This window comes from Pyruvatibacter sp. HU-CL02332 (genome assembly GCF_040362765.1).
Lineage (GTDB): Bacteria > Pseudomonadota > Alphaproteobacteria > CGMCC-115125 > CGMCC-115125 > Pyruvatibacter.
Map to the genome: position 1 here is coordinate 1,827,210 of NZ_BAABWK010000001.1, position 19,798 is coordinate 1,847,007.

The 19,798-nt window shown below is 58.0% G+C and carries 21 protein-coding genes and 1 tRNA gene; 13 read left to right on the forward strand and 9 right to left on the reverse strand.

What is annotated here, in order from left to right; all coding sequences use genetic code 11:
* Position 1: 1 nt before the first annotated feature.
* On the reverse strand, positions 2–973 hold the full coding sequence (locus ABXH05_RS08670; RefSeq protein WP_353560660.1) for a complex I NDUFA9 subunit family protein: 972 nt from the start codon (positions 971–973) through the stop codon (positions 2–4).
* A 244-nt stretch (positions 974–1,217) separates the two neighbouring features.
* On the opposite strand from ABXH05_RS08670, the gene ABXH05_RS08675 reads away from it, so the two are divergent.
* Positions 1,218–2,480, forward strand: a complete 1,263-nt coding sequence (locus ABXH05_RS08675; protein WP_353560661.1) for a cytochrome P450 — start codon at positions 1,218–1,220, stop codon at positions 2,478–2,480.
* Here ABXH05_RS08675 and ABXH05_RS08680 read toward each other — a convergent pair.
* On the reverse strand, positions 2,477–2,848 hold the full coding sequence (locus tag ABXH05_RS08680) for a PaaI family thioesterase (RefSeq protein WP_353560662.1): 372 nt from the start codon (positions 2,846–2,848) through the stop codon (positions 2,477–2,479). The two genes, ABXH05_RS08675 and ABXH05_RS08680, sit on opposite strands and share 4 nt — an antisense overlap.
* 117 nt (positions 2,849–2,965) lie before the next feature.
* Positions 2,966–3,490 carry a P-loop nucleotide/nucleoside kinase family protein gene (locus ABXH05_RS08685; RefSeq protein ID WP_353560663.1) on the reverse strand — a complete coding sequence of 175 codons (525 nt, stop codon included), beginning with the start codon at positions 3,488–3,490 and terminating at the stop codon, positions 2,966–2,968.
* A 145-nt stretch (positions 3,491–3,635) separates the two neighbouring features.
* On the opposite strand from ABXH05_RS08685, the gene ABXH05_RS08690 reads away from it, so the two are divergent.
* Both ABXH05_RS08690 and ABXH05_RS08695 read left to right on the forward strand, forming a co-directional pair.
* Positions 3,636–3,722, forward strand: a tRNA-Leu gene (locus tag ABXH05_RS08690).
* 39 nt (positions 3,723–3,761) lie between these two features.
* Positions 3,762–4,373 carry a ribonuclease D gene (locus ABXH05_RS08695; RefSeq protein WP_348136785.1) on the forward strand — a complete coding sequence of 204 codons (612 nt, stop codon included), beginning with the start codon at positions 3,762–3,764 and terminating at the stop codon, positions 4,371–4,373.
* Here the strand turns inward: ABXH05_RS08695 and ABXH05_RS08700 are convergent.
* Positions 4,370–5,035, reverse strand: coding sequence for a TetR/AcrR family transcriptional regulator (locus ABXH05_RS08700; RefSeq protein WP_353560664.1), 666 nt, complete (start codon positions 5,033–5,035; stop codon positions 4,370–4,372). The two genes, ABXH05_RS08695 and ABXH05_RS08700, sit on opposite strands and share 4 nt — an antisense overlap.
* Positions 5,036–5,125: 90 nt before the next feature.
* On the opposite strand from ABXH05_RS08700, the gene ABXH05_RS08705 reads away from it, so the two are divergent.
* The 8 genes from ABXH05_RS08705 (at position 5,126) to ptsN (ending at position 12,972) form a co-directional block, all read left to right on the forward strand.
* Positions 5,126–6,301 (forward strand): phytanoyl-CoA dioxygenase family protein, encoded by a 1,176-nt coding sequence (locus ABXH05_RS08705; protein ID WP_353560665.1) that lies wholly within the window; start codon positions 5,126–5,128, stop codon positions 6,299–6,301.
* A gap of 250 nt (positions 6,302–6,551) precedes the next feature.
* Positions 6,552–7,592 (forward strand): KpsF/GutQ family sugar-phosphate isomerase, encoded by a 1,041-nt coding sequence (locus ABXH05_RS08710; RefSeq protein ID WP_353560666.1) that lies wholly within the window; start codon positions 6,552–6,554, stop codon positions 7,590–7,592.
* A complete protein-coding gene (lptC, locus tag ABXH05_RS08715) occupies positions 7,589–8,293 on the forward strand; it encodes an LPS export ABC transporter periplasmic protein LptC (protein WP_353560667.1) in 705 nt (234 codons plus the stop codon). Before ABXH05_RS08710 ends, lptC begins: the two co-directional genes overlap by 4 nt.
* Before the next feature lie 68 nt (positions 8,294–8,361).
* Positions 8,362–9,027, forward strand: coding sequence for an LptA/OstA family protein (locus tag ABXH05_RS08720; protein WP_353560668.1), 666 nt, complete (start codon positions 8,362–8,364; stop codon positions 9,025–9,027).
* A 125-nt stretch (positions 9,028–9,152) separates the two neighbouring features.
* A complete protein-coding gene (gene lptB, locus ABXH05_RS08725; RefSeq protein WP_461494370.1) occupies positions 9,153–9,947 on the forward strand; it encodes an LPS export ABC transporter ATP-binding protein in 795 nt (264 codons plus the stop codon).
* Between the two features lie 18 nt (positions 9,948–9,965).
* Entirely contained in the window at positions 9,966–11,603 is a 1,638-nt protein-coding gene (gene rpoN / locus ABXH05_RS08730; RefSeq protein WP_353560670.1) for an RNA polymerase factor sigma-54, read from the forward strand.
* A 216-nt stretch (positions 11,604–11,819) separates the two neighbouring features.
* Positions 11,820–12,398, forward strand: coding sequence for a ribosome hibernation-promoting factor, HPF/YfiA family (hpf, locus tag ABXH05_RS08735; RefSeq protein WP_348136790.1), 579 nt, complete (start codon positions 11,820–11,822; stop codon positions 12,396–12,398).
* Between the two features lie 109 nt (positions 12,399–12,507).
* Positions 12,508–12,972: a PTS IIA-like nitrogen regulatory protein PtsN gene (ptsN, locus tag ABXH05_RS08740; RefSeq protein WP_348136791.1), complete on the forward strand. Its 465-nt coding sequence runs from the start codon at positions 12,508–12,510 to the stop codon at positions 12,970–12,972.
* Positions 12,973–13,006: 34 nt separating this feature from the next.
* On the opposite strand, the gene ABXH05_RS08745 is transcribed toward ptsN, so the two are convergent.
* Entirely contained in the window at positions 13,007–13,276 is a 270-nt protein-coding gene (locus ABXH05_RS08745) for a DUF1150 family protein (RefSeq protein ID WP_348136792.1), read from the reverse strand.
* Positions 13,277–13,305: 29 nt separating this feature from the next.
* The gene (locus ABXH05_RS08750; protein ID WP_348136793.1) at positions 13,306–13,812 is read right to left on the reverse strand and encodes an Hsp20 family protein; all 507 of its coding nucleotides are present in this window, start codon (positions 13,810–13,812) and stop codon (positions 13,306–13,308) included.
* A gap of 218 nt (positions 13,813–14,030) precedes the next feature.
* Here ABXH05_RS08750 and ABXH05_RS08755 point away from each other — a divergent pair, with 218 nt between their 5' ends.
* The gene (locus tag ABXH05_RS08755; protein ID WP_353560671.1) at positions 14,031–14,639 is read left to right on the forward strand and encodes a TetR/AcrR family transcriptional regulator; all 609 of its coding nucleotides are present in this window, start codon (positions 14,031–14,033) and stop codon (positions 14,637–14,639) included.
* On the opposite strand, the gene ABXH05_RS08760 is transcribed toward ABXH05_RS08755, so the two are convergent.
* Positions 14,640–15,794, reverse strand: a complete 1,155-nt coding sequence (locus ABXH05_RS08760) for a serine hydrolase domain-containing protein (protein WP_353560672.1) — start codon at positions 15,792–15,794, stop codon at positions 14,640–14,642.
* A 26-nt stretch (positions 15,795–15,820) separates the two neighbouring features.
* On the reverse strand, positions 15,821–16,252 hold the full coding sequence (locus ABXH05_RS08765) for an ester cyclase (RefSeq protein ID WP_353560673.1): 432 nt from the start codon (positions 16,250–16,252) through the stop codon (positions 15,821–15,823).
* 152 nt (positions 16,253–16,404) lie between these two features.
* Between ABXH05_RS08765 and ABXH05_RS08770 the strand changes: the two genes are divergently transcribed.
* Positions 16,405–18,708, forward strand: a complete 2,304-nt coding sequence (locus ABXH05_RS08770) for a molybdopterin-dependent oxidoreductase (RefSeq protein ID WP_353560674.1) — start codon at positions 16,405–16,407, stop codon at positions 18,706–18,708.
* Here the strand turns inward: ABXH05_RS08770 and ABXH05_RS08775 are convergent.
* Complete coding sequence (locus ABXH05_RS08775) at positions 18,705–19,775, reverse strand: DUF2855 family protein (RefSeq protein ID WP_353560675.1); 1,071 nt, start codon at positions 19,773–19,775, stop codon at positions 18,705–18,707. The two genes, ABXH05_RS08770 and ABXH05_RS08775, sit on opposite strands and share 4 nt — an antisense overlap.
* Positions 19,776–19,798 lie beyond the last annotated feature (23 nt).

Sequence of the window (19,798 nt, forward strand, 5' to 3'; positions counted from 1 at the left end):
TTTATGCGGTTTCGCGCTTGATATCTTCCGCGTACTGACCCTGTCGGCGATACATCCACAAATAGCCCGGCACGATGGCTTCGACGGATTTGGGCGTGATGCCCAGATCTTCGATTGTGCGGTTCTGTGACGTTGCTTCCTCGCTGACCACATTGTCTGTTTCCAGCATGCGCACCTGATCCAGGGTGAGCAGCGGGGCGGGGAGCAGTCCCAGAATGCGCCCCTGAAGACGGGCAATCCCCCAGGGGATTGGTGCAAGGATGCGTTTGCGCTGCGTCTCTTCAAGAACGATCTGCATCAGTTCCTTGAAGCTGTAGACCGTTGGTCCACCAAGCTCGTAGGTCTTGCCCTGTGTAGAGGTGTCTTCAAGGGAAGTGCACACCGCATCCGCCACATCATCTACATAGACGGGCTGCATTTTCGTGTGACCGCCGCCAAGCAACGGCAGGGCCGGTGAAAACTTGGCCATGGCGGCGAAGCGATTGAAGAAGCCGTCTCCATTCCCGAAAATGATGGACGGACGCATGATGACGGCTTCCGGAAAGGCGTCCAGCACAGCGGCTTCGCCCTCAGCTTTGGAGGACGCATACTTGGCCGGGCTTTCTGGATCAGCACCGATGGCTGATACATGCACGAGACGTTCAACGCCCTTGGCCTTGGCGGACCATGCGATGCGCCCAGCTGCTTCCGCCTGAAGGGCCTCAAATTTTTGCTTGCCGCTTTCATACAGAATGCCGACCAGATTGACCGCCATGTCAGCGCCGGAAAGCGCGCGGGCAACGGACTCATCATCTTTGATGTCCGCATAAACCGCTTCCACCTGACCTGGCAGGCCCATGGTGCGCACAAAGCCCGCGAGCGAGGGATGCCGCACGGCTGCCCGCACCCGGTATCCGCGCTTGGCCAGTTCCCGGACCACGTGGCGGCCCACAAAACCGGACCCACCAAAGACTGTTACGATTTTCGCGCTCACGCCGCGTCTTCCTTATTCAAGGCTGGCCCGATTCAAGTTTGGCGTTTAAAGCCGGATCAAGCCGTAGTTGATTTGCTGACCTTCTAAATAGCGCAGCTGGGCATATGCGCCTAGGGGGCTCATTAGACCGCGCTGATTTGGCTCGATTGGGAGAATGACACCCCGATTGGTTTGGCAGGCCCGGTCGAGCGCTCTAGGCTTTGGGTGAATCGCGCAAAAGAAGACCATCCCGGGAAATCCCTTCATGTCATCTGCCCACATAGATCCATCCAATCCGGACCTGCATAGCTATGCCTTCGAGAGCAATCCGGAGCCAACGCTGGCCTGGCTGCGCGAGCATGATCCGGTGCATTGGTCTCAGCATGGCTACTGGTTTGTGACGCGATATGAGGATGTGCGGGCAGTTCTGGGTGATCCCGCCCGCTTTTCCAGCCAGAAAGCCGGGTTTGGCGCAAACAATCCGATTGGCAAGGACGCTGGCGGAGCGAATGGAGGGGGCGGCAAGAAGGCCTCTGACGCGGAAAAGACCATGTCCAAGGGGCTGGCGCTTTCGTTCAACCAGCAGGACCCGCCAGATCATTCCCGCGTCCGTAAGCTGGTCAATCAGGCTTTCTCCCGCCGTGAGATATCTGAGCGTGCCGACAAGATTCAGGCGGTCGTGGACACTTTGATGGCCGACGCACAGGCCAAGGGCGAGTTTGATCTGATCACCGACTTTGCCTTTCACCTGCCCATTATCGTGGCGTCGGACATCATCGGTATTCCGTCCGAAGACCGGGATCTTTTCCGGCGTAATTTTGAGCTTGCTGCCCGTTTGATGGCGCCCAAGCGCTCCGATGAAGAATGGGCCGAGGCGCTCACCGGCGCCAAATGGCAGAGCAACTATATGGGCGAGCTGATTGCCAGCCGGGCTAAAGAACCGCGCGCTGACCTGATCTCGGCCCTGATCCAGGCATCTGAAGACGACCAGAAACTGACCGGTGGCGAAGTAGCGTCCGCTATCATGACGATTTTTACAGCGGCCGGCACCACAACTGAGCGGATGATCTCAAGTGGCGCCTTTTTGTTGCTGACTCACCCTGAGCAACTCGCCGCCCTGCGTGCAGACCACAGCCTGATGGACAATGTGCTGGAAGAGATCCTGCGCTTTCACCATCCCAACCAGTCCACCTCAACCAACCGTCGGGCAACGCAGGATGTGGAGCTTGGCGGCAAGACCATTCGTGCTGGAGATACGGTGCGCGTGTCGCTTGGATCTGCCAATCGCGACGCTGCTCAGTTTGAAGAGCCCAATGCATTCAACATTCAGCGCACCGGCACGAAGCACATGTCATTCGGCTTTGGCATTCACTTCTGTCTGGGGTCAGCGCTGGCGCGCTACGAAACGAAAGCAGCCCTTGAAGCGCTTTTGCTTGGGCCAAAGTCAATTGAATTGGTCACGCAGAACCCGGTGAAAGACCCCGATCGCCCTGACCGATACAAGGAAATCCGTGTGCGGATGTCTTAGGTAGACACGACACTGAACGTCGCGCTGACAAAGGCGCAGTCGCGGCCATCTGCCGTCACCTTGCCCTGCGCCATATCCATGCTTCGGCCGGTTTTGATGGCGGTGGTTGTAAATTCAAGCCACTGCCCCTGTTTGGCAGGGCGCAGAAAATCGACATGCAGCGTCACAGTGACGGCACCGGCCACCTCATTGCCAGCGTCGCGGTGAGCCTGCACGCAGCTCAGCCCCATGGCGTTGTCGGCCAGTGCTGAAATCAACCCGCCATGCACAAGCCCCCGGGAATTGCAGTGGGCGTCGCCTGCCGTGACGCCAATCACCACAGCGCCGTCATCAACACGCGAGTAGAGCGGCTCCCACGGGTCGGTCATGGGACTTTTGCGAAAATGCGGCTTGAAGCCAGCGGCGATCGATGAGGTGTTCAATGCAGGTCACTCCTGTTGGATGACCTTGTAATAGACCATATGGTCTATAACGCCAATTTGCGATTATGGCGTGTTGGTTTGCGCGGTGCCGATCTGCTCAAGAATGAAGGCAACAGCATCCTCCGGGGTGTGGACGGATGTATCCACAATCAGATGCGGCTCCGGCCAGGGCGCGTAGTCGCGGCCCGTTACATCGTCCCAGCTTGGCAATTTGAAGTCGGCGATGTCTGTGGTTCGTGTCTCAACCCGGTTGCGATGGTCGGTGGCATCACTGCACACAAGCTCAATCTCATGGGCCAAAGCGCCTGCGTCCTGTGCCGTTGTGCGCCATGCCTCCCGGGTGAGCGCCCACGGATTGACGCTCTCCGCCACCACATCACGCCCCAGTGCCAGATTATCCGCCGCAACCCCCATGGCCACGCGATAGCCATGGTCCACAACTTCCACCGGTGCGATGGGTGACGAACGAATGGCCTGTTCAATGGTATCTACCCGCACATAGACAGCGCCAAGGGCACGGGCCAGGGGCCGGGCGAGGGTGGTTTTGCCGGTGCCAGGCAGGCCTGAGAGAATAAGAAGCTGCGTCATATGCGTTTGTCCTGCGAGTCCATGTCGAATCCGGGGGGCGAATCCGGAGGCGAATCCTTGCCAAATTCGCATTCTAGGCTTGATCCGCCGGGTCCGCAGCGCTATCACTCGCCCCCTCGTGCCGCCAGACATGGCGACCGCACGGGCCCAGGTGGCGGAATTGGTAGACGCGCTAGCTTCAGGTGCTAGTGTCCGAAAGGACGTGGAAGTTCGAGTCTTCTCCTGGGCACCACTCTTCACGACAGTAAAAAACCGGTGCATTGTCCGGCCCATGACAACAACACTCCACAAGGGCGATCTGCCTGACGGTCTGGACCTCGGCGCGGTCGTCGCGGTTGATACCGAAACCATGGGTCTCAATCCGCATCGAGATGAGCTGTGCGTGGTGCAGCTCTCCTCAGGCGACGGCACCGCCCATGTGGTGCAGATGGACCGGGCAACCTATGACTGCCCCAACCTCAAAAAGATGTTTGCTGACCCAGCAAGCGTGAAGCTCTTTCACTTTGCGCGCTTTGACGTCGGCATGGTGCGCAAATATCTGGGCGTTGAGTGTGCGCCGGTCTATTGCACCAAAATCGCGTCCAAGCTCGTGCGCACCTACACGGACCGCCACGGGCTCAAGGATCTGAGCCGCGAACTGCTGGGCATTGATATGTCGAAGCAGCAGCAAAGCTCCGATTGGGGTGCTGATACGCTCAGCGAGGCCCAGCTGGCCTATGCGGCGTCAGACGTGCTGCATCTTCATAAGCTCAAGGAGAGGCTGGACATGATGCTGGCGCGCGAAGGGCGCACCGAGTTGGCTCAGGCCTGTTTCGACTTCCTGCCCACCCGCGCCAGTCTTGATCTGGCCGGCTGGCCGGAAGTGGACATTTTCTCCCACTAGTCTTTCAGGTTCTGGATGCGCTGCATTAGCCTTTGCCTGAATGCGGGCTTCGCATCAGCGGCAAGGCAGAGAAAAACTCCTGTCAGGGACTGGCGCCGGAAGCCTTCAAGATCAAAGTAGCCATTCATCCAGTCCTGCCGCGCAAGCCTGTAGCAGCCATAGATCTGGCGGCCCATCTGCTCCGAGCTCACATTGCCGAACAATAAACCGGCCGCAACTGCGTCGCGGCAAACGTCAATAGGCAGCTGTAGTGCCCGGGAAAATATGCCTGATTGCGAGCTTTGCTCGAACAGGCCACTCCTGTCACCAGCAATGAATGCGGCGCGATAGTAATTCTCGTCTGACTGAAACAGCTCCGCCAGCTTGTCGATTTGCGCTTCAAAAGCCAACTCGACATCGTCCGTCTGGACGCGTCGTTGCACCTCCTGAAGGCGCTCCACCAATTCCTCAATGATGAGCGCCAATATCTCCGGCTTGCCGCCAATCAGGTTGTAAATCGTTGGAACGGTGACGCCTGCCTGACGTGCCAGATCTCGGAGTTTGAGTGCGTCAAACCCCTTCTCGGCAATGGTCGCACGCGCATGGGACAAGATGAGCCCGCGGCGCTTGGCCATGTTTCTTGCGCGTGTTGTAGGAGCTGGTGTGTCGGTCTCTTCGAGCATCAGACAGTCTTAGGCTGTTCGTTCGCTTGACTCAAGAATTGCACGGTGTTTAAAATTTAACAACGTTAAATAAATTGTTGGGGAAATCATATGGCCCGTCCGGACTACACAAAATCCATCAATGCCTGTGCTGCACATTATGGCGACGAGGCTGACGCGGTCAGGCGTTATATGGTTGAAGGTCAGGAAAAGGCTTATGCCCTCGGGAATCGGGGCCCTATCCGGTTCAATGCCGATGGATCCCTGGACCCAGGGATTGCCGAGGCCTACTCCAAGCATGGGTTCTATGTGTTTGAGAATGTCATCGGCGGCGCTGAAATGGCCGACATTCTTGAAGACATTGAGGATGTGCGGTCGCGCTTTCCGATCCATCCAGGTTCTTCAGTGGATACCCAGGGCCGCCCAGCGATAGGAGCAGGCTGCAAAGGGCCCGGGTTGATCTGGAGCAAACCACTCACTGACCCGCTGGGTGGCACTGACGTTTCAAACGGTCGCCATCAGGTCAAACTGAAGGACCTGAAGGCCGCAGCGGACGCGCCGGAAGAAGCACCCTTTGTTCTCTTCGGTTCGTTACAGTTCTCAGACGCAGCTCTGCGCGTCTACGGGCACCCGGACCTATTGCGGGTTGCGGCAGCCATCAACGGGGAAGATTTTGCACCGTTCAACGAGGTCTTGTTCATCAAGGACGCAGGTCTCGGGTCAGCCGTATCCTGGCATCAGGACGGCGATACCCACTGGGACAATCCCGCCTTTGATGAGGGCATTCACGGCTTCAACTTCATGGCTCAGGTCTATGGGAGCACCCCGGTCAATGGTGTTTGGGTAGTTCCAGGCACCCACAAAATGGGCAAGATAGACATTGTGGCAATGGTGGAGGAATCAGGCAGCGAGCGCCTGAAAGACGCTGTGCCCATTGTATGTGAGCCAGGCGACGTCGTGATGTGTAACCGTCAACTCGTGCATGGCTCTTTTGCCAACTCAGGCTTCGAGCCGCGCCTTACCATCAATTTTGGGTTCCATCGCAGGTCGTCGGTGCTTGACGTGAAGGGGGCCGGAATCCACAGCCCGGTCGCTGTCTATACGGATGAGATCATTCAGCAGCGATCGAAGGCGCTGGGATATGCCATAGCCGCACGGCATAACCAGTATCCAGATGAGAAGCAGTATGACTACAAGCCGTTCAGGGACACCGGTGCCACCTTTGTATGGGACAGCGCCGCAAGGGCGGACATGCGCGACTACAACCTGCTTGATCTCAGCATCTGACCTCGGACTGCGTTCCAGAACCTCTCATCGAGGCGCTATTCTGGCCTGCTGCTAGTTTGCCGTGACATTACCGGCCTGATCCACTTGGCCTCCAAAACGCCTGATTTGTGGGCATTCTGGTTGACCCTACAGGGCCTGCGGAGACATACTCCGGCGCAAGGTCTTGCTTCTGGCAAGGTTTTTGCTTAAACGCGCCGCTTCGGCGCAGCACGGGTCTCTGCATTTCTCCGGGAAAGCGGCATTTCATCTAATGGCTAAGACACAGATACCAGCTTCGGCGACAGCGTCCGCTGACCAGGCTTCTGCTCCCGAGCTGGGGCCAGAAGACCGCGAAGCTGCGGGCCGTGTCCTGACCCTGGCGTCAGATGCTCTGGCGAAGCTGCGCGATACGCTGGATGGCCGGTTCTCCCTTGCCGTAGATGCCATGCAGGCCACCCAGGGCCGCGTGATCGTGTCCGGCATGGGCAAGAGCGGCCATGTGGCGCGCAAGATTGCAGCCACCTTGGCATCAACGGGTACGCCGGCCCATTACGTTCATCCCGGCGAAGCAAGCCATGGCGACCTTGGCATGGTCACCCGCGGCGACTGCCTTTTGGTGCTCTCCAATTCCGGTGAGAACCAGGAACTTGGTGACATCATTGCCCATGGCAAACGCATCAACACACCGCTGATTGCCATTACCAGCAAGCCGGACTCGACACTGGCGCGCGCAGCCACCGTGCTGTTGCATCTGCCGGAAGCTGAAGAGGCCTGTCCCATGGGCATGGCGCCCACCACATCCTCCACCATGATGATTGCGCTCGGTGATGCGCTTGCGGTTGCGCTGATGGAGCGGCGCGGCTTCACAAAGGACAAGTATCGCGAACTGCATCCCGGCGGCCGACTTGGTCAGATGCTGGTGCGCGTTTCAGATATCATGCATCCCGTCGAGCGGGTGCCGATGGTCAAGCGTGACACCAAGGTGCCCCAAGCTGTTGCCCAGATTACAGCAAGCGGTTTTGGCTGCACGGGTGTTGGAGACATTGCCGGACGGTTGATCGGCGTCATCACAGATGGTGACCTGCGTCGGCATCTTGGCGCAGACCTGGTCGGCAGAGACGCCACTGAGGTCATGACGCCTTCGCCGCGTACCATTGCCAGGGACGCACTGGCCGGTGAAGCAATCGCCCAGATGAACGAAGTGGATCCACCAGTCATGGTGCTGTTCGTCGTGGATACAGCATCCGAGGACCCTCAGGCACCTGTTGGCATTTTGCACATGCATGACTTGTTGCGGGCAGGCTTTGCATGAGCCTCAGCGGAACCTCCAGCACATTGCAGCGGCGCACAACGCCGTCGGGTCAGCGCAAGCAGGCCAATGCCGCGAGCGCCAAAGCCTATAGCCGCTTTGTGTCTGCCATGAAGCTTGGGCTGGCTCTGACGGCCGCCATACTTATTGTAGCGCTGCTTTTTCTGTCAGGTACGTTTGACGGCCCCGACGAGCTGGACATTACATTTTCGGAAGTTACGTCGCGTACGGATGATCTACGCATGGTAAGCCCGCGCATCTCTGACATTGATGATGAAGGTCAGCCCTACACCATCACGGCAACAAGTGCCGTCCAGGATGCGGACGATCCGGCCCTTATTCATCTGGACAATGTTCAAGGTGACCTCGTGAGCGCCACACAGTCATCGTGGACATCAGTGACGTCACTGGGCGGACTGTTGAACACCGATGAAGAATGGATCGACCTTGAAAAGGACGTGATGCTGTTCACCGATGGCGGCTTCCAGTTTCAGGGAGACATTGTGCGGGTTGATCTGGCATCGGGCGACATTTCCAGCGACACGCCGGTGTTTGCGCAGGGACCCGATGGAACAGCTGAAGGTGGCGGCCTGCGCGTAACGGACTCAGGCAACACGATCACACTGATCAACGGCGCCAAGGTCGTGATTTTTGATGCCGGTGGTGGTGGATCATCCAGCATCTTTGGAATCGCAGACGAATAAGCAGACGACCGGCCGGGGCTGGCTGGTTACGAATGTCGGGGCGAGACGCAGGAAAGCGATTGAGGACGATGAAGAAGATATCAGACCTAAGCCGGCTTCTGCCCGCAGCATGTTTTGCCTTTGTGGTAGCCATTGGCGGCGCTGCTCTCATGCCCAAGGCTGTCGCCCAGGAAGCTGCATCAGGCACCAGCGATGGATTTACGGATGATCCCGGTGAACCCATCGAAGTCGTCTCTGACACCGCAGAATGGAAGCGTGCTGAAAGTGTCGCGATCTTCACCGGCAGGGTGGACGCCGTGCAGGGCACCATGCGGCTGCGCGCCGACAAGGTCTTCGTGCACTATGTGCAAAAAGAAAAAGCCGAAGGCGAGGCCAAGGCTGAACCGGTCAAGGAAGACGTGCCGGAAGGGTTTGAGGGCGATCCTGAGCCCGGGCCCGCCCCCGGCCAGAGCATCACCAAGATTGATGCCAAGGGAAACGTCATCATCACCGACATTGATGGTCAGACGGCGGTGGGTGACTGGGCGCTCTATGACATGAAGAAGCGTGAGATCTATATGGGCGACACCGTCGTGCTCACCCAGGGTGAAAACGTCATTCGCGGCCAGAAGCTGGTGATGAATCTGGATACGGGCCAGACGGTTGTGGACGCAGGCACAGCAGGCGCTGAAGGCAGCCAGGGTGGGCGTGTACGCTCGGTTTTCGTCCCGGCTGACGAGGGAGAAGGCGGCTGATACTCAGCCCTTGGGGGTAAATTTTTCCGATGATCCGACCCAGGAAGGCAAAAATCGTGCCTTTTTTGCCGTCAGACCATCATGGTTCACTGATTTTTAAGCGCGCAGGCTAACTAATGACCGGTATGAACGGGGACACCACAGGACAGACATCGAATGCCACGGAGCCATCCGGCGGCCCGCGTCTTGTTGCGGCATCGTCCGGGCTGATCATTGAAGGCATCGGAAAGAGCTTCAATAAGCGCCCTGTTGTGCGTGGCGTGTCCATGAATGTGGAGCGTGGCGAGGCCGTGGGTCTTCTGGGACCAAACGGTGCCGGTAAAACCACCTGCTTTTACATGATCGCCGGGCTGATTGAGGCGGATTATGGCTCCGTTGAGCTGGACGGCGTCGATATCTCCAAGCTGCCTATGTATCGCCGCGCCCGCATGGGCATCGGCTACCTGCCGCAGGAAGCATCCATCTTCCGTGGTCTGACGGTTGAAGAAAACATTCGTGCGGTCATCGAGCTTGTGGAAAGCGACCATGGCCGCCGCGAGAACATGCTGGATGAGTTGCTGGCGGAATTCTCGATTACCCATCTCCGCCGCACACCATCGGTTGCGTTGTCAGGCGGTGAGCGCCGCCGCGTGGAAATTGCCCGCGCCATGGCTGCTCAGCCAAACTACATGCTGCTCGATGAGCCGTTTGCAGGCATTGATCCTATCGCGACTGGTGACATCCACGAGCTTGTAAGCCACCTCAAGGACCGTGGCATCGGCGTGTTGATCACCGACCATAATGTGCGTGAGACCCTTGAGCTGATCGACCGCGCATACATCATTCATGACGGGCGCCTTCTGCTTGAAGGCCTGCCCTCCGAGATTGTTGGCAACGAAGATGTTCGTCGCCTGTATCTCGGCGAGCGCTTTTCGCTGTAAGCGGGGAAGCGGGGCGCGATGGCATTAGCACCACGTCTGGAGATGCGCCAGGGCCAGTCCCTGGTGATGACGCCCCAGCTGCAGCAGGCCATCAAGCTCCTGCAGCTTTCCAATATTGAACTTGCGTCTTTCGTCGAGCAGGAGCTGGAAAAAAACCCGCTTCTGGATCGCGACGAACGCGCAGAAATACCTGATCTTGCCGGCGAAAGCGCCGAGCGGGAGCGCGCTGACAGCGCCAACACCGATACGAATGCTGATGCAGGCGGCGACAGCAGCGGTGCTGACGCGACCACAAATGCATCAGGTGAGGCCACAGCTGAACCGGACCCCGCGCCGGTATCGCTGGATGATGCCACGCCCACTACCGAAATTGATTCCGGTTTTGAAGACATGTACCCGGAAGATGCGGGCTCTGATCGCTCCGGCACGGAAGCCGATGCGACACCAGCAGCCCTTGGCGGTTCCGACTGGTCATCATCCGCAGGCGGGTCTGGCGGTGGCGTTGGCGGCGACAGCGAGCTTGATCTTGAAAGTCGGCTGACCCGCGACCTCACATTGCATGAACACCTGACCGAGCAACTGGACGTGGCAATCTTTGATCCTGCCAAGCGCATGATCGGACGTTTCTTGATCGATTGCGTGGATGACGCAGGCTATCTGCGCTTCGATGATCTCGAAGATGGCGTTGACGGCCTGGATGACATCGCTTCGCGCCTGGGGTCACCCCGCGAGGAGGTGGACGAAGTCCTGACCGTGATGCGGGGCTTTGAGCCCACAGGCGTCATGGCGCGGTCGCTCAAGGAGTGCATGGCGCTTCAGCTTGCCGAGATGGATCATCTCGACCCGGCCATGCAGTGTTTTTTGGACAATCTCGAACTGGTTGCGCGCCGTGACCTCAACCAGCTGTGCAAAGTATGTGGCGTTGATGAAGAAGACATCCGCGACATGATCGAAGAAGTGCGGTCTTTGGATCCGCGCCCGGGTCTGACCTTTGGCGGCGAGGCGGCAGCACCGGTGGTGCCTGATGTATTCGTCCGCTCCGCTCAGGGTGGCGGCTGGACCGTTGAACTCAACACCGAGACATTGCCCCGCGTCCTCGTGAACCAGCAGTATTACGCAACGGTCTCAGGCGCGACCCAGAAGAAAGACGACAAGCTCTACCTGTCGGACTGTCTGCAGAGCGCCAACTGGCTGGTAAAAAGCCTCGACCAGCGGGCGCGCACGATATTGAAGGTCAGCCGCGAGATCGTCCGCCAGCAGGATGGTTTCTTTGCCCACGGCATTTCGCATCTGCGGCCACTCAATCTGAAGACCATTGCAGACGCCATCGAGATGCATGAGTCGACGGTGAGTCGCGTGACCTCGAACAAGTTTATGGCGACCTCTCGCGGCGTGTTCGAGCTGAAGTATTTCTTCACATCTGCAATTTCTGCCACCGATGGCGGTGATGCGCATTCGGCTGAGGCTGTGCGCCATCGGATTCGCGAGCTGGTGGATGCAGAAAGCGCGGCAAAAATCCTGTCTGACGACAAGATTGTTGAGATTCTCAAGCTCAGCGGCATTGATATTGCGCGGCGTACCGTGGCGAAATACCGCGAAGCCATGCACATTCCCTCATCGGTTGAACGTCGCCGGGCAAAACGTCTAAGTGCTTGACAAATAAGGTTTGTTTGGTCTGGCTTTACCGTGATCCAAGGGCGTGAAACCGCGTGTTGACACCCCCAAGCGACCTCACTAGGGTCCGGCGCTCGTACAGGAAAGTTGGCCTTTGAGAGGCGATTTTCGAGGAGAGGCGGGGAACCGCCGACGCGCTGCCGGCACACATGTTTGGTAGCTGCGCTTCACAACACGACTTTTGATATTTGAGGCTCCATGCAGGTTCAGGTTACCGGCAAGCATATCGATGTGGGGGACGCATTGCGGACCCACGTGACGGATCGTCTTGAGGCAGCCGCTGAGAAATATCTCGGCCGCGCCACCGACGCCCATGTGGTGTTTTCAAAAGAAGGCCACGAGTTTCAGGCTGATTGCACCGTGCGGCTTGGTCATGGCGTAGTGCTACAGACCAAGGATCGCGCGGGCGACATCTACGCGTCTTTTGATGGCGCTGCCGAAAAGATGGAAAAGCGCCTGCGCCGCCACAAGCGCCGGCTGAAGGACCACCACGCAGAAGGCCGCCAGGCACCGGAAGAAATTGAACTCCCCGCCCGCGTGCTGGCCGGTGAAGCGGAAGAACACGATGCGGCTGACGGGTCAGATGACCAGCCCATCATCATTGCTGAAACCACGACCAAACTTCAGCGTCTGTCAGTTGGTGAAGCTGTCATGCGCATGGATTTGGCCGACGCGCCCTTCCTGCTGTTCAAGGCAGGCGAGGCGGGTGACGTGAACATGGTGTATCGCCGCGACGACGGGAACATCGGTTGGGTGGAACTCGGCAGCAAAGGCTGACCGGCACCTGTAACGCGCGCGGGTTCGACGCAATCGACCGTGCAGGATTTTGATTTTTTGCATGCTATGATGCCGGTTCGGCTGGGGGCATGCCATTCAGGGACGTGACATGGATCTTTCAGATCTTTTGGCGGCCGACCGTGTATTTGCAAGCCTGCATGCAGGCAGCAAAAAGCAGGTGCTTCAGGACCTGGCCGCACGCGCCAGCGAAGCCAGCGGTATTGATGCGCGAGTCATTTTCGACGCGTTGATTGAGCGCGAACGCCTGGGCTCAACCGGTGTCGGCCATGGCATTGCCATTCCTCATGCCCGTCTGTCGGAGATGACGCAGCTTGAAGGCTTCTTCGCGCGTCTTGAAACATCCATCGAGTTTGATGCTGTCGACGACGAGCCGGTGGACCTGGTGTTCCTATTGCTCGTGCCTGAAGAATCCGGTGCTGACCATCTCAAGGCACTGGCCCGTATTTCGCGCCTGCTGCGCAACGAAGGCGTCACCAATAGCCTGCGCAACGCCAGTTCTGCGGACGAAATCTACCAGACATTGACGCGCCCGGCTGAAAGCCACGCGGCCTAGCAGGCCCTTCACCTGAAACTCAATGATTGTGCGACTAGTGGACGCTGACCGGGTCCAGGTCGTACTGACGTGCGCCGGCAAAAGCCGCATCGCGGTCATCAACGATGGCCATGCGTGTGCCATCAGCGGCGTGCACCGCAAAGAAGCGAGCATCAGTGGGGATGTCCGTTTCATCGCCCACAACATCGCGCACCGCATCCGGTCCAACTTCGCGGACATAGACGGTCTTGGGTGCGCCGAAGGCGGCGAAATCCTGGCTGCTCATGGGCGCCAGCAAATCTACGAACCGTGTTTCATTATTCATCGTGTGTACTCCTATACGCCTGCCTCTGGTTAGACGGCAGTCTTTGCGGGCACTGATACTTCTTGTGCATTGATTTCTTTCGCGTCGCGGGCCCTGTCATCCGTGTTCGACGAACCAATCTCGATCCGCCGAGCTGTCTGGCTGGGTTCCGGTTTAACGAGGTCGATGCTCAGCAATCCGTTTTCCAGATCCGCCGTCTCAACATCTAGGCCGTCAGCGAGAACAAACACCCGCACGAACTGCCGGGCAGCAATGCCGCGATGGAGGAAGGCGCGATCTTCGTCCTCGGTCTGCTTGCCCTTGATGATGAGTTCATTGCCTTCAACGGTGACAGACAGCTCGTCGCGGGTGAACCCGGCGACAGCCAGCGTGATGCGGAAGTGATGCACACCACTTTCGCCCTCTACCGGAGAGGTCTGTTCGATGTTGAATGGTGGATAGCCTTCATTTGAAAGCCGTCCGACCCGGTCCAGAAGCTGCTCAAGCCCGTCAAAGCCCAACAACAGCGGATGGGTAAAAGAAGTAACCCGTGTCATAGCCCAAAGCCCTCATACAAAAGCGGCTTTTCTCAAGGGTCAGTCCGGTTTTTGGCCGCAAACCAACCCATCCGACCCCAGTATGGGCATCGGACACTTAATAAATGGGGCGCAAACCGTCCAAGATCAAGATGTTGGGCGGTTCACTGGATCTGAAGTCGTTTGCAAAACAGACTGCTTTGTTTGGCTGACTGGATGAGGTCGCATATAAGCAACGAATGGCAAGTGAAAAGATCCCCGTCCGCAATGAAGAGCGCACCGAGCGGATGCGCGCACGGCTGCTGGATGCCACTCTTGATGTCATCCTCAAGGAAGGATGGGCCAAGGCCAGTACGCCCAAAATATGCAAACAGGCTGGCGTCTCGCGCGGTGCGCAGACACATCATTTTCCTACAAAGGCGTCTCTTCTGGCAGCCGCGCTGGATTGGCGCGCGGGCCAGTATGAGAAGAAGATTGTAGAGCGTTTGGCGGCCGGTGAGGGGCATGAAAGAACCCTCCGAGCGCTGCTCGACGGCATTTGGGAAGCGATGCTTGATGATCGCTTCATTCAAACCGGCATGGAGGCCATGGTCGCTGCACGCACTGATCCCGAGTTGCGGGCGTTGCTGGCGCGACACGACACGGACGCTGTGCGGTCCATGCGTGACATGGCCGATGACATTGGTGCGGATCCGCTGACTTTGGCCCGCGTAAAGGACGCTATTGAGCTCAGCGTCTACCTGTTTCGTGGCCTTGTGGTCCAGCGCGGCGTTCACGATGACCCGAAGTTTAGGCGCGACCTTTATGACAAGTGGTGTGCACTTGTGGAGGACGCCCTGGCAGATTGATCAGTCCAGTTGCGCGGCGACCGCACGCAGGAATTCGACAGTTTCCATCTCACGATTGGCCGCTTCTTCAGGCGAGGTACCGTAAGCGCGGTTCGCCGACAGCTTGACGATCACGGCATCCCGTGACGGATCGACGAACACAAATTGGTTGTAGACCCCAATGGCTGAAAACTCTCCCCGATCTCCTGCGGGTACCCACCATTGATCACCATAGCCAAGAGGCAGGACGTGCCCACCAACGATCACGTTGCCAGCCTGCTGATGCTCGCCCGTCGGTGTTATTGAAGAGGTGACCCATTCCGCTGGCAGGATCTGATGATCACCAAACCGCCCATTGTTGCGGAACAGCTCGCCGATTTTTGCAAAGTCTCTGGCGGTCATGCACAAGCCTCCCAGCGCGAGTTCCCGGCCTGCTATATCCAGAAGCCAGTAGCTCGAGCGGGTCATGCCAAGAGGCACACAGAGTTTCTGCTGCATGTACTGAGCAATATCACGGCCGGTGGCGCATGCCAGCAGCATGCCGAGCGCCTGCGTATCGGCAGAATTATACTGACACAGCGAACCGGGCGCGCGCTCGTGCTGCATGCCTGCAACGAAATCATCCAGAGTACTGGCGCCAGCCATTACCGCGCTTAGTTTGTGAACGTCCGCATCCGGATCACTATAGTCCTCACTCCAGCGGGCACCGGAAGACATGGCCAGCACATGACGTATGGGCACGCCGTCATACGCAGAGCCGGTTAGCCGGGGAACATAGTTGCTGATGGGATCATCGACAGACTGGATGAGGCCTTCATTAAAGGCGATGCCAACCAAAGCCGAGATGAAGCTTTTTGCCATTGACCATGAAATCCAGGCCACGTCACGGCCGCCTGTGAGGTAGTAGTCTTCAAATCGCACTTCACCTTTGTGGAGGACCAGTAGAGCGCTGGTGTCTGTTTCGTTCATGAACGCCGCTACGGAGCGCGACACGCCTTCAAATGTAAAACTCTCCGGCAGTTTTATTACAGGTCCGTCAGGCCATTCGACTGGGTTTTCAGCAGCTTCCATTTTGCGAGATGGAAACAGGTCCATCATCCGCTGGAAGTTTTCGTGCTGAGGTACACCTGTATAGAGGCCTAGGTCAGACCCTTGGGCTGAAGACGTATCCGACATGGGTTTTCCTTTGCCAGCGACCTACGCTAGGCGGCTTCGGTCTCTGCGGATGGGATCAGACCCAGCTGCGTGTACATGGTGAAAGTGTCACTCAGGCCTGTCTGTTTGACGATTTTGCCATCGCGTACTTCGCAGATCGTAATGTCGCGTGCGTCGACGGTTTTGTTTGTCGGCGGAATTCCAAACAATTCTCCTCGGTGTGTGCCTCGTACCCGCAGGCAGACGACAACCTTGTCGCCTTGCGCAATCAAGTCTTCCACCTCTTCGGTATAGTCCGGAAAGGCAGACCGCATCAGCGTGGCATAGGCTTTGACACCATCGACTCCGGACCCCCAGGCGTCGCCCATGGGATAGTCCGCTGTGTAGTCGTCCCCATAGAACTCGCCGACCCGGTCAATTTCGAAGTCATTCCAGACTGTCTGACAGGCCTTTCGGACAATTTGTTCCGGCGTTTTCATGATGCTGGGTCCCCTTTTAGTGTTTCAATAGAAACAGGCTGACCTGTTTGTTTATAGATGTCAACCAACTGCGGAGTGCGGTTTTCCTTTGGCGAAACGTATTTTTTGCCATAGGGTTTTAAAAAGAAACGGACCCTTTGGAGGCTAGGCAGATGGCGGACGCGGCAAAAAGCGAGTGGATGAGCACGGCGTGCAACCTGTGTTACGCCAATTGCGGCATTCAGGTGCAGGTGGGCGGCGAAGGCGACCGTCACATCACGCGGGTGAAGGGCGACAAGAACCACCCGGCCTCACGCGGCTATACCTGCAACAAGGCCCTGCAGATTGACTATTACGTCAACGGCAAGGACCGGCTCACAGCCCCCTTGCGCCGCCGCGAAGACGGCACCTTTGAAGAGATCGACTGGGACACAGCGATTTCAGAGGTCGCCACCAAGATGGCGGCAATCCGCGACGAACACGGCGGCGACAAGATTTTCCGCTATGGCGGCGGTGGCCAGGGCAACCATCTCGGCGGCGCCTATTTCTCCAGCGTCCGCGCGGCGCTGGGCATGAAATATCAGACCAACGCCTTGGCGCAGGAAAAGACCGGCATGGCCTGGGTCATGGGGCGCATGTTCGGTGCAAATGTGCACGGTGAAGTGCATGACGCGCAGGCCGTTGTCATCATTGGTAAGAACCCGTGGCAGTCCAATGGCTATCAGCGGGCGCGCGTCATGATCCGCCAGATCGCCAAGGACGAAAATCGTTCTCTCATCGTCATTGACCCTCGGCGCTCTGAGTCGGCTGAATTTGCTGACTATCATCTGGCTGTGAAACCGGGGCGCGACAGCTGGTGCCTGTCCGCCATGATTGCCCACATCATCCAGTCGGATCTGGTGCCGGAGGACTGGCACACGGACCACACCACAGGCCTCGATGCAGTCCGCGCGCGCTTTCAAGGCATTGATGTTGATGCGTATGCGGAATATGCCGGGATCGAGCCTGCCCTCCTCAAAGAAGCGGCTGAAGCGGTCGGCAAGGCAGAGACGGCTGCAAGTTATGAAGACATCGGTCTTCAGATGGCACCGCACTCAACACTCAATTCCTATCTGAACAATCTGCTGATGATGGTCACGGGCAATTTCGGCAAGCCCCACACCATGGCGCCGTTGACCCAGCTCGTCGGGCCGTTCTTTGGCTTTGATGACGTGGGTGAGGCGGACGACGAGGGGTATGAGCAGGACTACCGCAAGTCTCCTGTAACCGGCGCGCGCATCGTGTCGGGTCTGGTGCCCTGTAACACCGTGCCCGATGAAATTCTCACCGACCATCCCAATCGCTATCGCGCCATGTGGATTGAGAGCGGCAACCCGGCCCACTCCATGGCGGACAGCACCAAGTGGCGCGAGGCATTGCGTGCGCTTGACCTGGTCGTGGTGATGGATGTGGCCATGACGGAAACCGCGCGTGAAGCAGACTATGTGCTGCCGTCGCCGAGCCAGTACGAAAAATGGGAAGCGACATTCTTCAACTTTGAGTTCCCAAAGAACGTGCATCACTTGCGTCCGCCGGTTCTAAAGCCGATTGGCAATGTCCTGCCGGAACCCGAAATTCACGCCCGCATTGTGGATGCGCTGGGTGTTATTGATGCAGCTGAGCTGGCCCCCCTCAAAGACGCCGCCAAGAATGGCCTTGAGGCGTATTCCGCAGCCGCAATGGACTATCTGGGCGCCAATCCCGGCAGTTTCAAATATCTGAGCTACATTCTGTATCGCACCATGGGGGCAGCCTTGCCCGAAGGTGCAGAGGCCGCAGCACTCTATTGGGGCGCGACCCAGCGATACGCAATGGCAAACGAGAAATCACTGCGCCAGGCGGGCTTTGAGGGGGAAGGGCCGGAACTGGCGCTCAACCTGTTCAAGGCAATACTCAACGGTCACTCAGGCGTGGTGTTTGCGGAAGACAACATCGAGGACTCGTTTGAAAAGCTGCGCCACGCAGATAACCGCATCCATCTCAACGTCGCTGAAATGCTGGACGAAGTGGCCGGCCTGTCAGACATGCAGGACCTGGTTGAAGCTGGAGACGATTACGACTTTGTGCTGGCGGCCGGTGAGCGGCGCTCATACACGGCCAACACGATCATTCGTGATCCCGAGTGGCGCAAGAGCAACGACGCGATCTCTATGGCCGTGCATCCGGACGATGCCATTGGTGCCGGCATCAAGGACGGCGGCAAGGCAAAGGTCGTCACAGAAGCCGGTGAAGCCGAAGTGTTGGTGGCCTATGACGACCGCATGCGCGAAGGAACACTTTCGCTGCCAAACGGGCTTGGGCTCCTCTATCCCAATGCTCAGGGTAAGGATGAATTGCAAGGTGTGTCGGTCAACGAGCTGACGTCACTCGAGAACAAAGACAAGTTCTTCGGCACGCCACACCACAAGTTTGTACCCGCGAGGCTGGAAGCCATCTAGCCTGCCACTACAATATGTCCGTCCTTTGGCGACACACCCTTGAGCAGTGACGCATAGGTATCGCTCATGTCGGCAAAGGCGTGCATCTGGATATCAATCCAGTTTTTCGCCGCACCGTAAAATGCAGTCGAGCCTTCAACGATGCGCGCGTCATGTCCCGCAAGGCCATCGCGCTCGCGGTGCTCCACCATGTGGGTTGGCACAAAGAAGAAGTCCGGCGTTGGGCCGGGCAGCTCCGCCGCGTCGTCGCGTGGCGCATCCCAATGCGTTGCTCCAACGCCTGTGCTGTTTTTGAGGGCGTCGCCCAGATGCGTGTGAATGCGCGTCAGGACATCCCGGTTGCCGGACATGTCCACATAGACGCTCGGCTCGCTCTGGTTGAGCTTTTCAACTTCATCATAGGCAAGAACCGTATCGTAGATGCCAAGACCCTCTACAAAGGCCTTGTTGGAAGGAGACGTCAGACCAACAACCTTGATGCCCGGCCGCTTGCTGGCGAGATAGGCAAGCCCGTAGCCTGTCTTGCTGGATGCACTGCCGATGATCAGCGTGGAGGCGCCGAAGAAATCATTGGCCGCAAAGTGATCGTCCATATGCATTGAGGTGACAAACAGGATACGCAGGATGCACTGCAGATCATCCGTTTTGCCGTCAAAGCCGTTGGCAGGCGTCACCGCCAGATATTCCTGATAGATCGCCGGCAGTTGTGCCCGATGGGCCGCCCCGTCACTGAACCCGCGCGATGACACATCCACCGGCGTCATCAGCACCTCGTTGGACATGGGCACATAGCCAAAGAACGTGTCGCCAACTTTGACGCCCGCATGAGCACTCTTGGTAACACGCGCGATGCCCCAGGCGGGGATACGGCCAAAGCCGTCATCAGCTGGGAAAAAACTCCAATACCCCAGCATGTCCCCGGCCATGCCATAGGAGATGTTGTTGGCTGTCAGGGCAAAACGTTCGATCTCAAGCACGACCTCACCTTCCGCTGGCTCCAGCGGTGCGGCGGGAGCAAGTTTTGCGTCGCGCAAATCAGCGCGGCTGACGACGAAGTTCTGGCTCATTGGTTTTCCTTGCGAGTGGGTCG